Here is a 19,251-nt window from a genome sequence, read left to right on the forward strand (position 1 = left end):
ATAAAAAAACGCAGCTCTTTGGCTGCGTTTTCATTTCAACTCTATCGTTAAGCGAACTTAGTGCAATGCAGCAACCACCGCTTGACCCATTTCAGCAGTACCGACTTTGCCCATACCTTCAGACATAATATCTGCTGTACGTAAACCTTGATCCAGTACATTGCCTACAGCATCTTCAATCGCTTGTGCAGCGGCTTCTTCACGGAATGTGTAACGTAGCATCATTGCAACAGAAAGAATCGTGGCCAATGGATTGGCAATGTTTTGACCTGCGATGTCTGGCGCAGAACCATGGCAAGGTTCATACATGCCTTTACCATTTTCATCCAAAGATGCAGATGGCAACATGCCAATTGAACCGGTCAACATCGCCGCTTCATCAGACAAAATGTCACCGAACAAGTTAGAGGTCACAATCACATCAAATTGTTTCGGCGCACGCACCAATTGCATTGCGGCATTATCCACATACATATGTGACAAGTTAATCTTTGGATATTCTGCTTCTTTCATTGCAGTGACTGTTTGTTTCCAAAGTTCAGTCACTTCTAAAACGTTAGCTTTATCCACCGAACACACTTTACCGCCACGAAGACCCGCCAATTCAAACGCTACTTTGGCAATACGTTTGATTTCAGATTCAGAATAAACGTCAGTGTTATAACCTTGTTTCTCACCATTTTCTAGCTCACGGATACCCCGTGGTTGACCAAAGTAGATCCCGCCTGTCAATTCACGCACGATTAAAATGTCTAAGCCAGAAACGATTTCTGGTTTCAAGCTCGAAGCATCTGCCAATTGTGGGTAAAGAATCGCTGGACGTAAGTTAGCAAAAAGGTTGAGTTCACTACGAATTTTTAACAAACCACGTTCTGGACGAATTGAGCGCTCAATGCTGTCCCATTTCGGCCCACCGACAGCACCAAGTAAAATAGCATCTGCCTTTTTTGCTTGTGCAGCGGTTTGTTCAGGATATGGCGAACCATGAGCATCAATCGCTGCGCCACCCAATAAACCTTGTTCCCAAGTCAAACCTAAATTGAATTTTTCATTTACGCGTGTGAGTACTTGCTCTGCGGCGTTCACAATTTCAGGACCGATGCCATCACCAGCTAAAATCAAAATATGTTTTGACATGAGATTTTCCATTTTTAAAGTCAGTCATAGGACTGATGCGATATTAAATTTTTTGTTCCACAAACTCACCTAAGCCATTTAAGACATTATAGGGTTTGCAGAAACGTCGAATGGTTTTTTGGTCTTGTTGCAGTGCTACACAAAGTGGATCGGGTGCAGAAACATTCAACAAACTTCCTTGATGCCTCGTTCGATCCCGATACATCTTAAAGGTATAGTGTTTTTGAGCATTAAATTTGTGAAATACATGTAGCGTTTCAGCACGATCTTTCGATATCGGATAGAAACGAATCACCACCTCATGCTGCCCTGCTGGCACGGACAAAAACAAAGAATTCGGTTCTGCCAACAATTTGGGTTGTAAACGAACAATTCCCTGATCAATCGCTTCACGACTCACACGGTGACTTTGAGCATCCACAATCGGCATTTGATCGAAACGCTCAAACTCACATTGTTCTGTTCCAGTACAAAAGATCAACGCATTTAACTTTGTTGACTCTGTCTCTTTCACATTATTAATACGTTTTTTATCCAAGCTTTGGCATGCACTTAAAGATGCAAGTACAAGACCCAGCACAACAAGCTGACCATAAACTTTTGTCATTATTCGAGCCCAACCTCACCAATTAAAACCAACGAGATATTTTTATCGATTCGATATTAACAAGAGTTAAGCTCCGATACTACTATGTCCGAAATTTCAAACAATTAACCACGAATTTCTGCAAAGACCCAAGGGCGTGATTGCTTGGTTTTTTCTTCAAATGCGCGGATATCATCCGCTGCTTGTAACGTTAAACCAATATCATCCAAGCCATTCAATAAACAATGCTTACGAAACGGATCCACTTCAAATTTAAAAACTTCACCTTGAGGTGTACGAACTTCCTGTGCTTCAAGATCAATCGTTAATTGATAACCCTCACTTGCGGCACATTCTTTAAACAATTGCTCAACAATGTCTTCTGCTAAAATGACGGGTAACATGCCATTTTTAAAGCTGTTATTAAAGAAAATATCGGCATAGCTAGGTGCAATCACGGTACGAAAGCCGTACTCTTCTAAAGCCCAAGGTGCATGTTCACGACTTGAACCACAGCCAAAGTTGGCGCGTGTAATCAAAACGGATGCACCTTGATAACGTGGTTGGTTCAAGATAAATTCAGGATTTTTTGGACGAATTGAATTATCTTGCCCCGGATAACCTTCATCTAAATAGCGTAATTCATCAAATAAGTTATCCCCAAAACCCGTACGTTTGATGGACTTCAAAAACTGTTTTGGAATAATTAAATCGGTATCGACATTGGCACGGTCTAAAGGTGCAACAATACCTTGTTCAACGGTATAAGCTTTCATAATTTGCTCCTAGTCCCAATTAGAATGAACGAACATCAACGAAATGACCTGCAATCGCTGCTGCGGCTGCCATCGCTGGACTCACCAAGTGCGTACGCCCACCATTGCCCTGACGACCTTCAAAGTTACGGTTCGAGGTCGATGCACAGTGTTCACCCGGTTGTAATTTGTCTGCATTCATGGCCAAACACATTGAACAGCCCGGCTCGCGCCATTCAAAGCCGGCTTCAACAAAAATTTTATCCAAACCTTCTGCTTCTGCTTGTTGCTTGACTAAACCTGACCCCGGAACCACCATTGCCTGTTTAATTGAACTGGCAACTTTACGCCCTTGAATCACTTCAGCGGCAGCGCGAATATCTTCAATACGCGAGTTGGTACATGAACCAATAAATACACGGTCTAATTGAATGTCAGCCAATGCTTGACCGGCATTTAAACCCATATATTGATAAGCACGTGTCCAATCATTACGTTGTACGTCATCTTTGGCTTGTTCTAAAGTTGGAACGGCTTGTGAAACAGGAATGACCATTTCAGGTGATGTTCCCCAAGACACTTGCGGCTCAATTTCTTCACCTTGCAACACGACAACGGTATCGAAATGCGCGTCTTCATCAGAATGTAAGGTATTCCAATATTCAACCGCGGCATCCCATTGTTGGCCTTTTGGTGCGTAGTTACGACCTTGCACATAAGCAATGGTTTTGTCATCCACAGCGACCATACCGACACGAGCACCCGCTTCAATGGCCATGTTACATACGGTCATACGACCTTCAATCGACATATCACGGAACACTTGACCACCGAATTCAATCGCGTGACCAGTACCACCCGCAGTCCCGATTTTACCAATGATCGCTAAAACCACGTCTTTTGAAGTCACGCCTTGACCTAATGTGCCGTCAACACGAACCAACATGTTTTTCATTTTCTTTTGCACTAAGCACTGTGTTGCCAAAACATGTTCAACTTCAGATGTACCAATACCATGTGCCAAACAACCAAATGCACCATGTGTTGCAGTGTGCGAGTCACCACAGACCACTGTCATGCCCGGCAAAGTTAAGCCTTGTTCAGGGCCAACCACATGCGCAATACCTTGACGAATATCATTGATCTTAAATTCAACAATATTAAAGGCATCACAATTGTCATCTAAAGTTTGCACTTGGATACGTGAAGTTTCATCTTCAATTCCTGCAATCCCTTGATCACGTTCAGCTTTTGAAGTGGGTACGTTATGGTCAGGAGTTGCAACATTGGCACTTAAACGCCAAGGTTTACGACCTGCAAGCTGTAAACCCTCAAAAGCTTGCGGTGAAGTGACTTCATGTAATAAATGACGGTCGATGTAAAGTAAGGCTGAACCATCATCTCGTTGTTTTACTAAATGGTCATCCCACAATTTGTCATACAAAGTCTTTGCTTTTTGGGTATTGCCTGCCATGTCGACGTGCTCCATAGAACTGGGTAATGCTTTTATTAACTTCGATTATAACCACGTATTTACATAAATCTAATTTATCATTTTTATTAGTTTGAAAACTTTTTGGAATTAATTTTTAACAGATCAAAACCATGCATCTTAGATAAAGCACAGCAATATCTCAACCTTCTGATTTGTATTCAAAAGGCTGAAGAGATATTTTTTAGCTGTCTCTTTGCAAGCATGTCGCTGGTTAAAAACGGCGTATTATATCGATGGGTCTACTTTACTCTCGAGCAGTTCCTCAATCGCCTTAATTAATTCAGCTTTCGCTGCGCTACATTCAGCCGCGGCGCGATTTTCATCATTTTCATCATCTGCAAGTTCATAAACTGCAGTACGTTTTTCCACGGCTTCCTCGAACACATCAAGGAGATATTTTATATGTTTAATCTGCATAATTTAGATCCTTTAATAACATATCAATCGCTGATACTTTTTTAGATTGCTTGATTTTTAGATTACTAGTTTTTAGATGGACTGGTTTTAAATTCAAAAAACCGATTTAAATATACAAAATGTTCGTTTTTACAAATCAAATAAGATTGATTATGCTTTAATCATATCCCGAAGACAAAGCTTGAGAAATCCCCCTATGGCACATATTCAAAAATTTGTTACTTATAACCAGAAAACTTTAAAAAAGACCTGTAGTTATTACATCATGCACATCGCTATTGCACTGTTGGTTGGCTATTTTGTCACGGGCAGTATTTGGATGGCATTAACCTTGAGTTTACTTGAACCTACCATTCAGGCGATTGCATTTTTCTTTCATGAAAAAGTTTGGGAAAAAAATACTTCAACCTTACAAAAAAATCAGCACATGACGGTCTAAGATATTGAAAATATTGTGGGTTCAAGCTTGCTCCTTTCAATCAATCACTTCACTTATATAGCGTGCTGTTTAGTTTTATCACTCATATTCACATCTTCATACATTTTTTAGCTTTGATTTTTATTCTGGCATTCACTTTTAGTATAAAAATATTTTATACTTATTTTGATATTTCATAACCAGACTAATCGTATGAATCTTGCTGCTTTTGAAGCTTTTGTTAAAGTTATGGAAACAGGCTCTATTTCTATGGCTGCCGATCTGTTGTTTATTACCCAACCAGCAGTCACTAAACGAATTCATAGTTTAGAAGAATATTTTGGTGTAAAGCTATTTGAGTCTGCGGGTCGCGGTGTTCAAGCCACCCATGCCGCTCACTCCTTGCTGCCCAAAGTAAAAAACTGGCTCAATGAACTGGGGGATATTCATCACACCCTTAGTCATGAACAAGGGCAAGTCCAAGGTAAGCTTAAAATAGGCACGAGCCATCATATTGGTTTACATCATTTACCCAATCACCTGCGCAATTATGTTCAAACCTTTCCAGAGGTCACTTTAGATGTGCATTTTGTTGATTCTGAACAAGCCCATGAAAAAGTACTTGCGGGTGACTTAGAGCTGGCATTTTTGACCTTACCGCCTCAAGGTGATGCTCGTCTGAGCTATGTGACGATTTGGGATGATCCTTTGGTTTTTGTCGCCGCATCATTTCATCCCTTAGCCAATCAAAAGAATTTACAACTGGAAGATTTGATCCAATATCCAAGTTTATTACCTGCTGCACAGACCTATACCAGTCAAATCACGTTGGCTGAATTTGAAAAGCGTGGTTTAAAACCGAAAGTCAGTATGAGTAACAACCCGCTCGAATCGATTCGCATGTTAGCGTCGATTGGTCTGGGTTGGTCAGTCTTACCAAAGACGTTAATCAATCAAGATTTACAACAACTGGATATTAATTTTGAAATGAATCGTCAATTGGGTATGGTTTGGCACCCTGGACGCAGTCAATCTAAGGCTGTTTTAGAATTAATTGAAATGATGAAAATCAAGGGCTAAAGCCTAGCGGGAGAGAAAAGTTCATTTCTTTCAATCCCGCGTCTATTTAATCTATCTTGACCATCAAGCTTAACGATTGGTTGATTCTTCATGTAAGGATTCATTGAGCTGATCCACCACAATCGCCCATTCACCATCAGACTTTAATTTTTCAGCTAAAAACTGGTGCTGTGCCTCTGACCAATAATCCGCTTCAGTAATTTTGGTATGTGCACTTAATTGATGAGTCGCAATAAAAAGTTCAATCGCGTCCTCAGTGGCCTCTAAGCCTAATTGTTCAAATAAATGAGTCATTCTTGGGCGTACAGCGCTCATTATTTTCTCCATCTTTTTTAATTCTTATGCATAACATAACAGCTTCATGTTAAAAATGAAGGACAAAAATGTAAGGATTTTATACACATAAATAAAAAAGACAGCACTTAAAAGTACTGTCTTTTCAATCTCATTTTAAAAATGCTCTGCATCTCTCATATTGACCAATCTTGAATATCCCAGCCTTGTTCTTTCGCCAGTACAACCAAGCGATCATCAGGATTTACTGCAATGGCATGATCAGCATAATCCAACAGAAAACGGTCATTGATTGAATCTGAATATGCCCATGATTCCTCAACATTTCTGCCTTGCAGCCATTGCTCTAAACGTGCCAATTTTCCTTTTTGGTAACAGGCAATATTAATGACTTTACCGGTATATTGCCCATCGATGACTTCTGCATTGGTGGCAATCGTTTCAGTAATGCCAAACTCATGAAAAATCGGCGTGGTAATAAAATCGGATGTTGCCGTAATCCCCACCAATTCATGTCCAGCATCGCGGTGTTTTTCAATCGCCGCAAAACCTTCGGGACGCATTTGTGGACGAATCACTTTTTTCATGAATAATTCATGTAAGTCATGCAAATAATCATGATCATGCTGGGTTAAAAACTCGAAGACAAATTCGTTATACGCAATCGGATCCAGTTGACCTGCTTTATAGTCTTCATAAAACTGGTCATTCATTTGACGATGTCGAATTGGATCAACCAGACCTTCATTCACTAAAAACTCACCCCATGAATAATCTGAATCGGTGTTTAACAAGGTGTGATCGAGGTCAAATAAAGCCAATTTCATGAAAATACTCGTAAAAACTGAAATTTAAGAAAAAATTTGTAAATCTATCTCCGCTAGTCGATAGAAATTCGTTAAGATCATAGCAATTTTTAACATTTAAGCTGTGCTTTTTTTCGAGATGGATATAGAAATAACAATCCCCGAAAGTAAAGCCACACATTAAAAGCAGATTTAGGTAGCCAAATGATCGACTCAGAAGGTTTCCGACCGAATGTCGGGATCATTTTGGCAAACGACATTGGACAAGTTTTATGGGCAAAACGCATTGGACACAATGCTTGGCAATTTCCACAAGGAGGTATCCAGTATGGAGAAACCCCTGAACAGGCACTTTATCGTGAACTGAGAGAAGAAATTGGCCTATTGCCCGAACATGTTCAAATTGTAGCGCAAACAAAAGGTTGGCTACGGTATCGTTTGCCTCAACGGTATATACGCTCGGATTCAGACCCCGTGTGTATTGGGCAAAAACAAAAGTGGTTTTTACTTAAATTGACAGCTTCGGCCAAGAACATTCAGCTGAATTTGTCTGACCCACCAGAGTTTGACCAATGGCAATGGGTAAGTTATTGGTATCCATTAGGACAAGTCGTGAATTTTAAACGCGATGTATACCGAAAAGCGATGGTGGAGCTGTGTAATCAGTTGCCATAATATAAACATAAAAAATCGTATGAAAATGCAGATTTTTTAGCAACATATTGTTATAAATAAAATAGATTTAGACTTTTTTTTGGAGCAGATTTTATGTCGAATATGCAGCTGGACACCCTAAGACGTATTGTACAAGAAATCAATGCGTCCACCAGTTTGCATGAATCACTCGACATTATGGTCAACCAAGTGGCCGAAGCCATGCATGTCGATGTTTGCTCCATCTACTTGCTCGATGAACGTAATCAACGCTATTTACTGATGGCTTCTAAAGGTTTAAACCCGGAAGCTGTCGGGCACGTTTCACTGCATACGGGTGAAGGCTTAGTCGGGTTGGTTGGACAACGTGAAGAGATTGTCAATTTAGACAATGCACCCAAACATGAACGCTTTTTATATCTGCCTGAAACGGGTGAAGAGATTTATAACTCTTTTCTCGGTGTTCCAGTCATGTATCGTCGTAAGGTGATGGGGGTTTTAGTTGTTCAAAATAAAGAACCGCATGACTTTAGTGAAGCGGCAGAATCTTTTCTCGTAACCTTATGTGCACAGCTTTCGGGTGTAATTGCGCATGCCCATGCAGTCGGCAATATTGATGTATTCCGTAAACCCAATAGCCTACCTGCGTATAAAACCTTCCAAGGAATTTCAGGTTCTGGCGGCATTGCTTTAGGTCGTGCTGTCATTTTATATCCACCTGCCGATTTAGCCTCAGTTCCTGACCGTGAAGCCGATGACATTAGTGAAGAACTTGAACTGCTTGATCATGCCATTGATTCCGTGCGTAAAGAAATTCAATCGCTTGACGACAAAATGCAAGATGCCTTAATGGCAGAAGAACGTGCATTGTTTAGTGTGTTCTTACGCATGTTAGATGCCAACGCGCTGCCGGCTGAAATTAAAGCTGAAATTCGCGACGGCAATTGGGCACAAGGGGCAGTTCGTATTGTCATTGACACCCATATTGCGCTATTTGCCCAAATGGAAGATGACTATCTGCGTGAACGGGTCTCCGATCTAAAAGATTTGGGGCGTCGTATTTTAGCATTCTTACAAGAAGCGGATGCCAGCCACCGTGAACTGACCGATGAAAGCATTTTAATTGGTGAGGAAATTTCCACCGCGGCCTTGGTAGAATTACCTGTCGATAAAATTGCCGCGATTGTCACCACTGAAGGTGCCATGAATTCACATATGGTGATTGTGGCACGTGCACTCGGCATTCCAACCGTGGTCGGTGTGACGGAACTACCCATCAATACGCTTGATGATGTCGAGATGATTGTCGATGCACATCAAGGTCGGGTGTTTATTAATCCACCACGTCGCTTGCGCACCCGTTATAAAGAAATTCAAAAAGAAGAAGAACAAATTGCCAAAGATTTAAAGCAATATGAAACCAAAGATGCCATTACCCCCGATGGCGTTACGGTCAAATTGTACGTCAATACAGGTCTGATGATTGATGTGGTCCGCGGCGTACAACGCGGTGCTAAAGGCGTCGGCTTATATCGCTCTGAAATTCCATTTATGCTGCGTGATCGCTTCCCGGGTGAAGAAGAACAACGCGCGATTTATCGTCAACAGCTGAGCCACTTTGCCAACAAGCCGGTGGTGATGCGTACCCTCGATATTGGTGCCGATAAAGATCTGCCTTATTTTTCAATTGAAGAAGATAACTCAGCACTCGGCTGGCGTGGAATTCGCTTCACCCTCGATCATCCTGAAATTTTCTCATCGCAAATTCGTGCCATGCTTAAAGCCAGTATTGGCCTCAATAACTTACACATCTTGTTGCCTATGGTGACCAGTGTCAGCGAAGTTGAAGAAGCGTTGTATTTGCTTGAGCGTGATTGGCTGGCGGTTCAAGAAGAAGAACAAGTCAAAATCACCAAACCAAAAATCGGGATTATGGTCGAAGTCCCAAGTGTGCTGTTACAAATTGAAGAATTTTCTGAATTGGTTGATTTTTTCTCGGTCGGTTCAAATGACTTAACCCAATATTTACTGGCCGTCGACCGTAACAATCCACGTGTCGCCAATGTCTATTCACACTTTCATCCAGCGGTGCTGCGTGCTTTAAACCGTTTGGTCAAAGAATGTCACAAGTACGATAAACCGATTAGTATTTGTGGCGAAATGGCAGGTGATCCTTTGGCTGCAATCTTATTGATGGCAATGGGCTTTAATACCCTGTCGATGAGTTCCAGCAATATTTTACGGGTACGTAAAGCGATTTGCCATGTGCCGATGACGGATGCACTGGTTCAACTCGAACATGTATTAAAAATGGATAACCCACTTATCGTGAAAAGTTGGATGGAATATTATTTTAAAACGCATGGTTTGGCCGATATGGTGAAATCTGCAACCCGTATTGTGACCGCTTAAAGGTCTTTAAACCCAAAGAAGGGGCATTAAAAAAGGGAGATAATCATCTGAATATCTCCCTTTTTTGTGCTTGTCATAGCCGCGTTTTGCATTTTTCTTTCGGTCTACAAAGACTTGGCTTTGATTGACTTCATGCATATGTTTTGCCACAAAGTTGTGAATCACAACTTTTGGCTCAGCTTTCTTCTTTGCCATTTTTTCCACCTTGTTGATGTGATCATATTGTGAATGATACGGTACAAATTTTACGCTTTTTGGCGCACATTACAAGCGCTTTTGACTAGATTTATCCTACCGTTAAATCCATTTTTTTCGATCCAACTACTCGCATTGAGGCAATGCTCTGATTTACATTGCCCTTGATTATAAGGATTAGCATGGAGCTTAAAAGGTCGCTCAGACATAAAACTGTTCTAACAATAAAATAATCGCAATCAATATCATCAATGCCCCTGACACTCGACTGACCATCATCGCGGCCTGCGGACGTGTTCCCAACACTTTTTGCGCACTAAATCCCACCAAGAAATAAACGGCTGCACAACTGATGAGGTGAATCCCTGCCAATAAAACAATTTGAGAAGTGGGCGATAAAGCCGCTTGCGGGTCGATAAAGGGCGGCAATAAAGCCAAAAATAACAGCAGGACTTTCGGGTTTAAGCCACTTAAGTAAACCCCTCGAATGTACCAAGATTTCGAAGATGCTAAGACCACCTGATCGCTGCTAATACTCGCAGGACGCATCGACAAACTCAGCCCCATCCACAGCAAATAAACAGCGCCAACAGCGGTGAGTACTTGAAGCAATACGGGCTGACTGGCCACCAATGTACCCACACCTGCAGCAACAATGAGTGCAGCCATCAAATGCCCAGTTAATAAACCTGTCACCGCAGGCAACACTCTTTTGCCCTGTATCCCCGACGAAATGGCATAGGCCCAATCTATACCTGGTGTCATCACAAACAGGATGGAAACACCCCAAAATGCAATCAAAATATTCAGTGACATCCCTTTCCCCTCTTATTACTCATCGTTTTTGATGTTTGACCCAATCAAAAAATGATCTGTATCAAATAATTTTGAAAGGATATCCTTTAGGCTCTAAAATGTGCTTTCAAATATTTGTGCAATAACGCCTAAAAAGGGGAGATTCTTCCACATGGATAAAATTGATAAGAAGATTCTTGCTGAACTGCAAGCCGATGGTCGTTTATCGGTTACGGAGCTGGCCCATAAAGTGGGACTCAGTCTTTCGCCTTGCCATCGACGTGTCAAAGCTTTAGAGGAAGCTGGCATTATCAAAGGTTATCGCGCACAGTTGGATATCTCCCAGCTTGGCTTGAATTTCTCCACCATTGTTTTTGTGACGCTCAAAAATGGCGATAAAGATTCGGTGCTGAGTCTTGAAGAAGCGATTCTTAAAGTTCCGCAAATTGTGAAAGCACAGCGGCTTTTTGGCGATCCCGACTACTTGCTGCATGTCGTGACTTATGACTTGGAAAGTTATCAAAAACTCTATGATGAACACTTGTCAGCACTACCGAATGTACAACGTCTCATCTCAACCATGGTGATGAAAAATATTATTTCGCATCGCAGCGTTTTGTTCTAAAAGAGCACGCTCTAGGATCAACTAAATACCTATAATTCAGCTGCACTTTGCAAGTATGACACCTCTTATTTTTAAGCAGCTGTTTAAGCGATCTGTTTGAAAATAAGTGCAACTCAACAGCGAATAAAAAGAAAAATAAGCCTTTTTTGCATATAAAAGTTACTGTTTAAGCCTGCTTTAAAATTAAGTGCGAATCATATTATTGCTCACCATTTTTTTGTTTGCTTCCACTGATAAAAGCGCTAGATTAAATCTTAATCACATACAAAATAAGAGCATCGCCATGCCACACGAAAAAGACAAAGATGCAACCATTGTGATCAAAGAAACACCTGACCAAGAAAAGTATGAACTTTTAAAAGAGAAAATTCGTTATAAGCAAGCCTTGCGCGAAAATTCCAAAAAAATTGACCACCAAAAAGTCCGTTTAAATATTCAAGCCGATGCTCTACCAAGTAAAACCTTTCTCATTATGAATGCCTTAGCGGCCGTCATTGCTGGCTATGGACTGCTGTCTAATTCGGCTGCGGTGGTGATTGGCGCGATGTTGGTTGCCATGATGCTGGGGCCTATTTCAGGTATCGCTTTGGCTTTAATTGATAACCGCTGGCTGCTGTTTAAAACCGCACTATCCACTTTGCTACTGGGCATTGCCATGATTTATAGCATCGGGATCATTTTAGGGTTAGTGAACTATGACCTGCCCATGACCAATGAAATTTTATCACGCACGCAGCCGACCATTTTGGATTTAATGATTGCTTTAGCAGGGGGTGCCGCAGGTGCTTTTGCCTCAGTATCGCCTCGCCTGTCTGTGGCTGTGGTCGGTGTCGCCGTTGCGACCGCCTTAGTTCCGCCCTTAGTGGCCAGCGGGATTTTATTTGCGCATATGGAGTGGAAAAACTCAGCCAATGCATTTTTACTGGCAGTGACCAACATCTTCGCCATTCAGATTAGCTCATCTTTAGTGCTTTGGATTGCAGGCTTTAGACGCGGTTCCAGCGAAGAAGTGCAGAGCAATGTTAAAGAATTTCTTAAACGGAATGCCGTCAGCTTAATGTTCTTGGCGCTTTTGGGGATTTATCTCTCCTTTAACTTTTATGCGCTGCTCAATGCACGGCTGTACGAAAGCAGTACCGAAGCGACCATTAGCACTGAGCTGAACCATGCCAATAATATTATTGATACCATCCAATATGATAAAAGAGATGATTTCACACTCGTCCATGTCTCTGTCCGTGGAGATATCCCGCCTAGTCCAGCGCAAATTGCGGCACTCAATCAAAAGCTATTGCCAGACTTGAACGATAACCCAAGTATTGTTCAAGTCCGCTTTATTCCGATTGATATTATTCAGGCTGAAGACAGCCCCAACGTCAAACTCGAACAAGATGAGGCGCAAAAGCTTTCAGTACAATAGCAAGCTTTAAGCTGCAAATGCTCTATGAAGCAGTCGCTCTACGTCGGGCTGTTTCATCTCAAGCATCCCGACAATCCGACCATGAAATGGACTATAACGGCTTTGAATAAAGCCATCATCCACATAGTCAGGCGCATACCGTTTCAGCAAGACGGCTTGAGCTAAGATGACCAGACGACTGACCAAACTGCGCCCCATAAACTGTAAGTCTTCAGGTGTCTGCTGGAGTAATTTAAGCAGCGACTGCAATTCATCTTTCAATGTTTCATCCTGCATGGCTGTCAAGGCTAGATCTTTAAACAAGACTTCTAGCGATTCCACATCACGACTGATGGCACGTAGCACATCCAAACACATGACATTGCCCGAACCTTCCCAAATGGTATTGACCGGGGCTTCTTTAAAAATGCGCGCCATCATGCCGTTGTCGACATAGCCATTGCCGCCAAAGACTTCCATCATCTCCCCTGTCAGCTCAACTGCACGCTTACATACCCAGAACTTCGAAGCTGGGGTCATAATACGTTTCCACGCCACAGACAGCGCATCATCCGCTTCATAGCAGTGGGCCAAATGGAAACTCAGCTGTATCGCGGCTTCCGTTTCTAAGGCTAAATCTGCCAGTACGGCGCGCATCAGCGGTTGTTCAACCAAATGCTTACCAAAGGCTTTGCGCTGATGGGTATAGGCAATACATTGCACCAAAGCCTGACGCAGCATGGCAGTACTGCCCACCGAACAGGTCAAACGGGTATAGTTCGCCATTTCAATAATGGTGGGAATACCGCGCCCCGCTTCCCCAATCATGATACCCCACGCCTCTTTAAATTCGACTTCCGAGCTGGAGTTGCTACGGTTACCCACTTTGTCTTTCAGCCGTTGCACATGGATTGGGTTCTTGGTTCCATCCTCTAGCCAACGTGGTACAAAGAAACACGCTAAACCATCTTGTTTCGTCTTCGCCACCACCAAATGCGCATCACACATGGGTGCAGAGAAAAACCACTTATGCCCTGTGAGCAAATAAGCTTGACCGCGCCCCGACTCTGCGACTGGTACAGCGATGGTTTCATTGGCACGCACATCCGAACCACCCTGCTTTTCGGTCATGCCCATTCCTAGCCAAATCGATTTTTTCTGGCTGATCGGCACATCACGCTCATCATATTCGGTCGAAAGTAACTTATCGCCGATTTTAGCCCACAGTTCAGGTTCGCGTTGAATCAGTGGAATACTGCCTAAGGTCATCGAGTTTGGGCACAAGTTTCCACACTCCACCTGCCCTGCCAAATAAAAACGCGCTGCCCACTCGACCCATTTTGAGGATGAATGGGGATAATTAAACGGATGTGCATGGGTATCAAACTGACGATTCAGCCCCATCCATTTATGCCATGCGGGATGAAATTCGATAAAGTCTTTACGGCGTCCGCGCGTATCGAAGGCATGCAATATGGGCGTATGCCTATTGACGAGCTCGGCATAGTCATAATATTCCGCAGAGCCAATGACTTTACCCATCTCCGTGAGTCTTGCCTGATCCTGACTGCCATAACGGGCCAATATTTCTTGTAAAACGGTATCGGTTTCAAACAGGTTATAGTTTTCCAGTTCATCAAACTGATTGCTAATTTGATGGGTCATCCATGCAGTATTCATGTCACTTTGCTCTTGTTATGCTGTGCTTTTCATTTCAGTATAGAGAAAAATTGAGTCTGCCATGTTCAGCTTTGTGCCATGAAGAATCCTGAGATCCAAGTCCGTCGTAGACCGCGCCAATCCAGAGCCAAACTTACCCAAGAAGCTTTGCAAGAAAGTTTTGTTCGGCTTTTGCATGAGCGCCATGCACACGAAATTACCATTCGGGAAATTACCGATGTGGCGGGAGTCGGTTTAGGTACTTTTTATGAGTACTTCTCCAAGAAGGAAGATTTGGTTGCATTGACCATTCACCAACATGTGAAAAGTAATGCGGAGCAGCTAAAAAGTTATGCACAAAGCCTGATGGCCTTATCCACAAAATTAAGTTTTGAGGACTATTTACAGCAGATTATTCACTTTCAGCTTGAGCAAATTCACGCTCGACAGTTTCTCTGGGCGCAGACTTTTTTGCTGGAACGGCAGGTGTCGAATATTGAAAGCTATCGAAAGAGTTATGCCATGATGGTGCAAATGTGGCACAGCATCCTTGAGCCTTATATTGATGATGCAGAGCAACTCAAGCAAGTGAGTTTAAATGTGCAACGGGTATGTTATGGCTTTGTGTCGCAGACTTTGTTGGTCGAGCCAGAGTTTGGAGAGTGGGTGATTTTGGAGGAAGATATTCTTCAAAATTTAGGAAAGCTTAATTGTTAATAAAGACAGGCTTTCCTCTTCATTTTTCGTTCTTACACTTAATATATATAATTGATATATAAGATACTAATAAAATGTGATTCGTATAAGCTCGATTATATTAAATTGAATTTTTAGTAGCTAAAGATTTGGAAAACGAATTTTTGTTTCAGCTTTTCTAATTTCATTACTGGTAAAAGAAATAGTTGTTCCTAGTGAATAAGCATAAATCCCTTGAATAGAATCATTAGATAATTCATATGAGATATAAAATCCGTTATCAACTCTATCCACCCATTCGAAATTCATTTTATATTTTTCAAATAGAAATTCGATAATTTTCTTTTTTAACTCTATATCATTTGTATCGATATCATAAGCGATGCAATGAAGTTTACCTTGCCATTCTTGAAGTGAAATAGGTCCAATTGGGGTTGCCAATATATACCAGTTTGATTCTTTGATGAAATTCACGTTTGGAGTATGTTTTTCTAAATTGAATTTAGTCTGGATAGTTGAAAAATCTGAACCAATTTCAAATATAAACGGTTTTAGTACTTTATCCTGATTCAGTGTATTGGTCTCTGCATGCAATAAACTATTAGTAAAAAGTAAAATGAAAGCCATCAAGATAAAAAAAGCTTTTGACATAAGTAATTCTAAATTTAAGTTTTCATAAAATTGATACTTTATACGCAATTACGCTTATAAATCAAATAATATCAACATATTAAAGTCTACAAAAAACCGCCCTTACGGACGGTTTTTTATTCCAGTAAAAACTACTTCACATCAAAACGGTCTGCATTCATTACTTTCACCCAAGCAGCAACAAAGTCTTTTACAAATTTCTCTTTGTTGTCATCTTGCGCATAAACTTCTGCATATGAACGTAAAATCGAGTTCGAACCAAAGACTAAATCTGCACGTGTTGCCGTCCATTTGGTTGCCCCAGTTGCACGGTCCACGATTTCATAACGGTTTTTAGCCACGGGTTTCCAGTTGTATTTCATATCCGTTAGGTTCACAAAAAAGTCATTGCTCAGTACCCCCACGCGAGCCGTCAACACACCTTCTGCTGTACCTGCATAGTTTGTACCGAGTACACGCATCCCACCGACTAGAACCGTCATTTCAGGCGCAGTCAAACCGAGTAATTGTGCACGGTCTAACAAAAGTTCTTCTGGCTGTACGCTATAGTCTTCTTTAACCCAATTACGGAAACCATCATGCTTAGGCAATAAGTCTTCAAAAGAATACACATCGGTTTGCTCTTGAGTCGCATCACCTCGTCCTGCTGTGAATGGCACTTTGACATTCACACCCGCAGCTTGCGCTACTTTCTCAACGGCTGCCGTACCGCCCAATACGATGAGGTCTGCAATACTGACTTTTTTCGCCAGACCCGCCTGAATTTCTTCAAGTTTCGCTAAAACTTTGGCTAAACGCTCAGGCTCATTGCCGATCCAGTCTTTTTGTGGTGCAAGACGGATACGTGCACCATTGGCACCACCACGGTAGTCTGAACCACGGAAAGTCCGCGCACTGTCCCAAGCGGTATTAATCAATTCAACCGAAGTTAAACCACTGTTTAGCAACTTCGCTTTTAACTCTTCAATTTCAGCTTCAGACAAAACATAATCGACCGATGGAATCGGGTCTTGCCAAATCAGATCATCATTCGGTACATCTGCACCTAAGTAGCGAGATTTTGGTCCCATGTCACGGTGAGTGAGCTTATACCAAGCACGCGCAAACACTTCAGACAAATAAGCGGGGTCTGCATAAAAACGCTCTGAAATTTTGCGGTATTCAGGGTCCATTTTTAATGCCATATCAGCATCGGTCATCATTGGGTTACGGCGTACATTGGGATTATGCGCATCAACAGGTTTATCTTCCTCTTTGATGTTAATCGGTTCCCATTGTTTCGCACCCGCAGGACTGGTGGTTTTTTCCCATTCATAAGTGAACAGCAGGTAGAAAAACTCGTTATCCCATTTGGTTGGATGTGTGGTCCAAGCCCCTTCTAAGCCGCTGACCATGGTGTTCGCGCCATTGCCCGTACCTTCCGAGTTGTGCCAACCAAGACCTTGGAACTCCACATCTGCGCTTTCGACATCTGCCCCTAAGTTCTCTGCTTTACCATTTCCGTGTGCTTTACCTACGGTGTGACCACCAGCAGTGAGTGCTACAGTTTCTTCATCATCCATTCCCATACGGTCAAAAGTGACACGCATGTCTTGTGCAGTGCGCAGCGGATCTTGGATGCCATCAACCCCTTCTGGGTTAACGTAGATTAAGCCCATTTGTACCGCAGCTAATGGATTTTCAAGCGATTTACGGTCTTGGTCATTGGCATAGCGGTTTGCCGTTGGTGCCAGCCATTGACGCTCTTCACCCCAGTAAATGTCTTTTTCGGGTGCCCAAATATCTAAACGACCACCACCAAAACCAAAGGTTTTTAGACCTGCTTCTTCATAAGCCACGGTCCCTGCAAGAACGATTAAATCGCCCCATGAAATTTTGTTGCCATATTTGCGTTTAATCGGCCAAAGTAGGCGGCGGCCTTTATCGGTGTTGACGTTATCCGGCCAACTGTTGAGTGGTGCAAAGCGTTGGTTGCCTGTATTGGCTCCACCACGTCCATCTTGTTTACGGTATGAACCCGCCAAATGCCATGCGGTACGTACAAACATGCCAATGTAGCTACCATAATCAGATGGCCACCATTCTTGGCTGCTGTTGATGAGTTCACGTAGATCTTGTTTAACGGCTTCTAGGTTCAATGATTTGAATGCAGCGGCATAGTCAAAATCAGGATCCATTGGATTGGTTTTTTTATCGTGTTGCGACAGGATGTCAAGATTGAGGGCATTCGGCCACCAATCAGAATTATTGGTGCTGGCTAAACTCGTTTGTCCACCATCTTTCTGGTGAAAAGGACAACCCGATGCAGCTTGCATATCATTTGTCATTTTTGAACTCCAAATTTACGTTCAATTGATTATTGTGAAGAACCGTTTATAAATTGATTACCCTATCAACATAGCTGTTTTAGAGCACAATCAAAAGTAGATTTTACGAATAAAAACAATCGAAAATGTCTATTTAAGAGATGCAGCAAAATTAAAAATATTCAATTTTAAGAAGAGGAATTAAATGTTTTAAGGCTTTATTTTCACTGCATTAAAAAATAATCATGATTGCATTTTTGACTTTGTTTTTTATCGAAAATAATTTGCTATAGTCATAATATAACCACTCAGAATAAATCAAATCATGGAATATTGCATTGCAGCCATTATTCAAAAACATGACATTATTTTGTTTGATGCCATTTGTGTGATTTGTAATGCTTGGGCGAAATTCTTAATCAAACACGATCAAAAGCTAAAATTTAAATTGGTTTCTGCTCAATCGGCTTTGGGGGAACAAATTTTGCAATATTATGGAATGTCGACAGAATATTACACCACGATGCTCGTGGTTAAAGATGGACAACTTTATACCGAATCGACAGCTTTACTTAAAGTCATGCAGCATTTGGGGCTGCCTTTTTCGCTGATGAATGCGGGCTATCTCATCCCTCGTCCAATCCGAGATTTTCTATACCGCTGTGTGGCACTTAATCGTTATCAGCTCTTTGGTCAAACCGATGCTTGTTTGCTTCCATCTGCTGAGAATAAGCGCTAATGCCTGTCAGTTAAGGAGTTTTGTAATAAACTCCTTAACTTTTTAGTGCTTCACAACGGAGTCTTATATTTTTAAATCAAATACTTGGAGCTCATCTATTACTTTGGATAAGCCCAAAGTAATCAAAGGCAT

General features: G+C 41.8%; 20 protein-coding genes. 8 read left to right on the forward strand and 12 right to left on the reverse strand.

All coding sequences use genetic code 11. From position 1 onward, the window contains the following. Positions 1–57: 57 nt before the first annotated feature. The 5 genes from leuB to F994_RS08570 form a co-directional block, all read right to left on the reverse strand. A complete protein-coding gene (leuB, locus tag F994_RS08550; protein ID WP_004649901.1) occupies positions 58–1,137 on the reverse strand; it encodes a 3-isopropylmalate dehydrogenase in 1,080 nt (359 codons plus the stop codon). Between the two features lie 43 nt (positions 1,138–1,180). Beyond that, the gene (locus F994_RS08555; RefSeq protein ID WP_004649902.1) at positions 1,181–1,744 is read right to left on the reverse strand and encodes a hypothetical protein; all 564 of its coding nucleotides are present in this window, start codon (positions 1,742–1,744) and stop codon (positions 1,181–1,183) included. Positions 1,745–1,848: 104 nt separating this feature from the next. Further along, positions 1,849–2,499 carry a 3-isopropylmalate dehydratase small subunit gene (gene leuD / locus F994_RS08560; RefSeq protein ID WP_004649903.1) on the reverse strand — a complete coding sequence of 217 codons (651 nt, stop codon included), beginning with the start codon at positions 2,497–2,499 and terminating at the stop codon, positions 1,849–1,851. A gap of 19 nt (positions 2,500–2,518) precedes the next feature. After that, entirely contained in the window at positions 2,519–3,952 is a 1,434-nt protein-coding gene (gene leuC, locus F994_RS08565; RefSeq protein ID WP_004649904.1) for a 3-isopropylmalate dehydratase large subunit, read from the reverse strand. 246 nt (positions 3,953–4,198) lie between these two features. After that, entirely contained in the window at positions 4,199–4,390 is a 192-nt protein-coding gene (locus tag F994_RS08570; RefSeq protein WP_004649905.1) for a hypothetical protein, read from the reverse strand. Positions 4,391–4,586: 196 nt separating this feature from the next. Between F994_RS08570 and F994_RS08575 the strand changes: the two genes are divergently transcribed. Continuing rightward, positions 4,587–4,829, forward strand: a complete 243-nt coding sequence (locus tag F994_RS08575; protein WP_004649906.1) for a DUF2061 domain-containing protein — start codon at positions 4,587–4,589, stop codon at positions 4,827–4,829. Positions 4,830–5,021: 192 nt separating this feature from the next. After that, positions 5,022–5,888: a LysR family transcriptional regulator gene (locus tag F994_RS08580; protein ID WP_004649908.1), complete on the forward strand. Its 867-nt coding sequence runs from the start codon at positions 5,022–5,024 to the stop codon at positions 5,886–5,888. 69 nt (positions 5,889–5,957) lie between these two features. Here F994_RS08580 and F994_RS08585 read toward each other — a convergent pair whose 3' ends face one another. Next, complete coding sequence (locus tag F994_RS08585; RefSeq protein WP_004649909.1) at positions 5,958–6,203, reverse strand: DUF2789 family protein; 246 nt, start codon at positions 6,201–6,203, stop codon at positions 5,958–5,960. Positions 6,204–6,358: 155 nt separating this feature from the next. Beyond that, positions 6,359–7,009, reverse strand: a complete 651-nt coding sequence (locus tag F994_RS08590) for an HAD family hydrolase (RefSeq protein WP_004649910.1) — start codon at positions 7,007–7,009, stop codon at positions 6,359–6,361. A 183-nt stretch (positions 7,010–7,192) separates the two neighbouring features. Between F994_RS08590 and F994_RS08595 the strand changes: the two genes are divergently transcribed. Both F994_RS08595 and ptsP read left to right on the forward strand, forming a co-directional pair. Next, positions 7,193–7,663: an RNA pyrophosphohydrolase gene (locus F994_RS08595; protein WP_004649911.1), complete on the forward strand. Its 471-nt coding sequence runs from the start codon at positions 7,193–7,195 to the stop codon at positions 7,661–7,663. Positions 7,664–7,756: 93 nt separating this feature from the next. Further along, a complete protein-coding gene (ptsP, locus tag F994_RS08600) occupies positions 7,757–10,054 on the forward strand; it encodes a phosphoenolpyruvate--protein phosphotransferase (protein ID WP_004649912.1) in 2,298 nt (765 codons plus the stop codon). Positions 10,055–10,060: 6 nt separating this feature from the next. Here the strand turns inward: ptsP and F994_RS08605 are convergent, their stop codons facing one another. Continuing rightward, positions 10,061–10,249: a DUF7230 family protein gene (locus F994_RS08605; RefSeq protein WP_004649914.1), complete on the reverse strand. Its 189-nt coding sequence runs from the start codon at positions 10,247–10,249 to the stop codon at positions 10,061–10,063. 201 nt (positions 10,250–10,450) lie between these two features. Then, the gene (locus F994_RS08610) at positions 10,451–11,065 is read right to left on the reverse strand and encodes a LysE family translocator (RefSeq protein ID WP_004649915.1); all 615 of its coding nucleotides are present in this window, start codon (positions 11,063–11,065) and stop codon (positions 10,451–10,453) included. Positions 11,066–11,216: 151 nt separating this feature from the next. Here F994_RS08610 and F994_RS08615 point away from each other — a divergent pair, with 151 nt between their 5' ends. Beyond that, positions 11,217–11,669 carry an Lrp/AsnC family transcriptional regulator gene (locus tag F994_RS08615; RefSeq protein WP_004649916.1) on the forward strand — a complete coding sequence of 151 codons (453 nt, stop codon included), beginning with the start codon at positions 11,217–11,219 and terminating at the stop codon, positions 11,667–11,669. A 283-nt stretch (positions 11,670–11,952) separates the two neighbouring features. Continuing rightward, positions 11,953–13,089 (forward strand): DUF389 domain-containing protein, encoded by a 1,137-nt coding sequence (locus F994_RS08620; protein ID WP_004649917.1) that lies wholly within the window; start codon positions 11,953–11,955, stop codon positions 13,087–13,089. Positions 13,090–13,095: 6 nt separating this feature from the next. On the opposite strand, the gene F994_RS08625 is transcribed toward F994_RS08620, so the two are convergent. Then, entirely contained in the window at positions 13,096–14,748 is a 1,653-nt protein-coding gene (locus F994_RS08625; protein ID WP_004649918.1) for an acyl-CoA dehydrogenase family protein, read from the reverse strand. A gap of 78 nt (positions 14,749–14,826) precedes the next feature. Between F994_RS08625 and F994_RS08630 the strand changes: the two genes are divergently transcribed. Further along, positions 14,827–15,444 (forward strand): TetR/AcrR family transcriptional regulator, encoded by a 618-nt coding sequence (locus tag F994_RS08630; protein ID WP_004649919.1) that lies wholly within the window; start codon positions 14,827–14,829, stop codon positions 15,442–15,444. Positions 15,445–15,564: 120 nt separating this feature from the next. On the opposite strand, the gene F994_RS08635 is transcribed toward F994_RS08630, so the two are convergent. After that, on the reverse strand, positions 15,565–16,074 hold the full coding sequence (locus tag F994_RS08635) for a hypothetical protein (protein WP_004649921.1): 510 nt from the start codon (positions 16,072–16,074) through the stop codon (positions 15,565–15,567). A gap of 131 nt (positions 16,075–16,205) precedes the next feature. After that, positions 16,206–18,401 carry a catalase/peroxidase HPI gene (gene katG / locus F994_RS08640; RefSeq protein WP_004649922.1) on the reverse strand — a complete coding sequence of 732 codons (2,196 nt, stop codon included), beginning with the start codon at positions 18,399–18,401 and terminating at the stop codon, positions 16,206–16,208. Between the two features lie 304 nt (positions 18,402–18,705). On the opposite strand from katG, the gene F994_RS08645 reads away from it, so the two are divergent. Beyond that, a complete protein-coding gene (locus tag F994_RS08645; protein ID WP_004649923.1) occupies positions 18,706–19,119 on the forward strand; it encodes a thiol-disulfide oxidoreductase DCC family protein in 414 nt (137 codons plus the stop codon). Positions 19,120–19,251: the final 132 nt, after the last annotated feature.

The sequence above is a fragment of the Acinetobacter bohemicus ANC 3994 genome (assembly GCF_000367925.1).
GTDB classification, from domain to species: domain Bacteria; phylum Pseudomonadota; class Gammaproteobacteria; order Pseudomonadales; family Moraxellaceae; genus Acinetobacter; species Acinetobacter bohemicus.

Bases quoted from the DNA above. Each gene is read 5' to 3' on its own strand.
- leuD (WP_004649903.1), bottom strand. From the start codon at position 2,499: ATGAAAGCTTATACCGTTGAACAAGGTATTGTTGCACCTTTAGACCGT.
- F994_RS08595 (WP_004649911.1), top strand. From the start codon at position 7,193: ATGATCGACTCAGAAGGTTTCCGACCGAATGTCGGGATCATTTTGGCA.
- katG (WP_004649922.1), bottom strand. From the start codon at position 18,401: ATGACAAATGATATGCAAGCTGCATCGGGTTGTCCTTTTCACCAGAAA.
- F994_RS08605 (WP_004649914.1), bottom strand. From the start codon at position 10,249: ATGGCAAAGAAGAAAGCTGAGCCAAAAGTTGTGATTCACAACTTTGTG.
- F994_RS08570 (WP_004649905.1), bottom strand. From the start codon at position 4,390: ATGCAGATTAAACATATAAAATATCTCCTTGATGTGTTCGAGGAAGCC.
- F994_RS08625 (WP_004649918.1), bottom strand. From the start codon at position 14,748: ATGAATACTGCATGGATGACCCATCAAATTAGCAATCAGTTTGATGAA.
- F994_RS08555 (WP_004649902.1), bottom strand. From the start codon at position 1,744: ATGACAAAAGTTTATGGTCAGCTTGTTGTGCTGGGTCTTGTACTTGCA.
- F994_RS08575 (WP_004649906.1), top strand. From the start codon at position 4,587: ATGGCACATATTCAAAAATTTGTTACTTATAACCAGAAAACTTTAAAA.
- F994_RS08580 (WP_004649908.1), top strand. From the start codon at position 5,022: ATGAATCTTGCTGCTTTTGAAGCTTTTGTTAAAGTTATGGAAACAGGC.
- F994_RS08610 (WP_004649915.1), bottom strand. From the start codon at position 11,065: ATGTCACTGAATATTTTGATTGCATTTTGGGGTGTTTCCATCCTGTTT.
- ptsP (WP_004649912.1), top strand. From the start codon at position 7,757: ATGTCGAATATGCAGCTGGACACCCTAAGACGTATTGTACAAGAAATC.
- F994_RS08585 (WP_004649909.1), bottom strand. From the start codon at position 6,203: ATGAGCGCTGTACGCCCAAGAATGACTCATTTATTTGAACAATTAGGC.
- F994_RS08620 (WP_004649917.1), top strand. From the start codon at position 11,953: ATGCCACACGAAAAAGACAAAGATGCAACCATTGTGATCAAAGAAACA.
- leuB (WP_004649901.1), bottom strand. From the start codon at position 1,137: ATGTCAAAACATATTTTGATTTTAGCTGGTGATGGCATCGGTCCTGAA.
- F994_RS08615 (WP_004649916.1), top strand. From the start codon at position 11,217: ATGGATAAAATTGATAAGAAGATTCTTGCTGAACTGCAAGCCGATGGT.
- F994_RS08635 (WP_004649921.1), bottom strand. From the start codon at position 16,074: ATGTCAAAAGCTTTTTTTATCTTGATGGCTTTCATTTTACTTTTTACT.
- F994_RS08630 (WP_004649919.1), top strand. From the start codon at position 14,827: ATGAAGAATCCTGAGATCCAAGTCCGTCGTAGACCGCGCCAATCCAGA.
- leuC (WP_004649904.1), bottom strand. From the start codon at position 3,952: ATGGCAGGCAATACCCAAAAAGCAAAGACTTTGTATGACAAATTGTGG.
- F994_RS08645 (WP_004649923.1), top strand. From the start codon at position 18,706: ATGGAATATTGCATTGCAGCCATTATTCAAAAACATGACATTATTTTG.
- F994_RS08590 (WP_004649910.1), bottom strand. From the start codon at position 7,009: ATGAAATTGGCTTTATTTGACCTCGATCACACCTTGTTAAACACCGAT.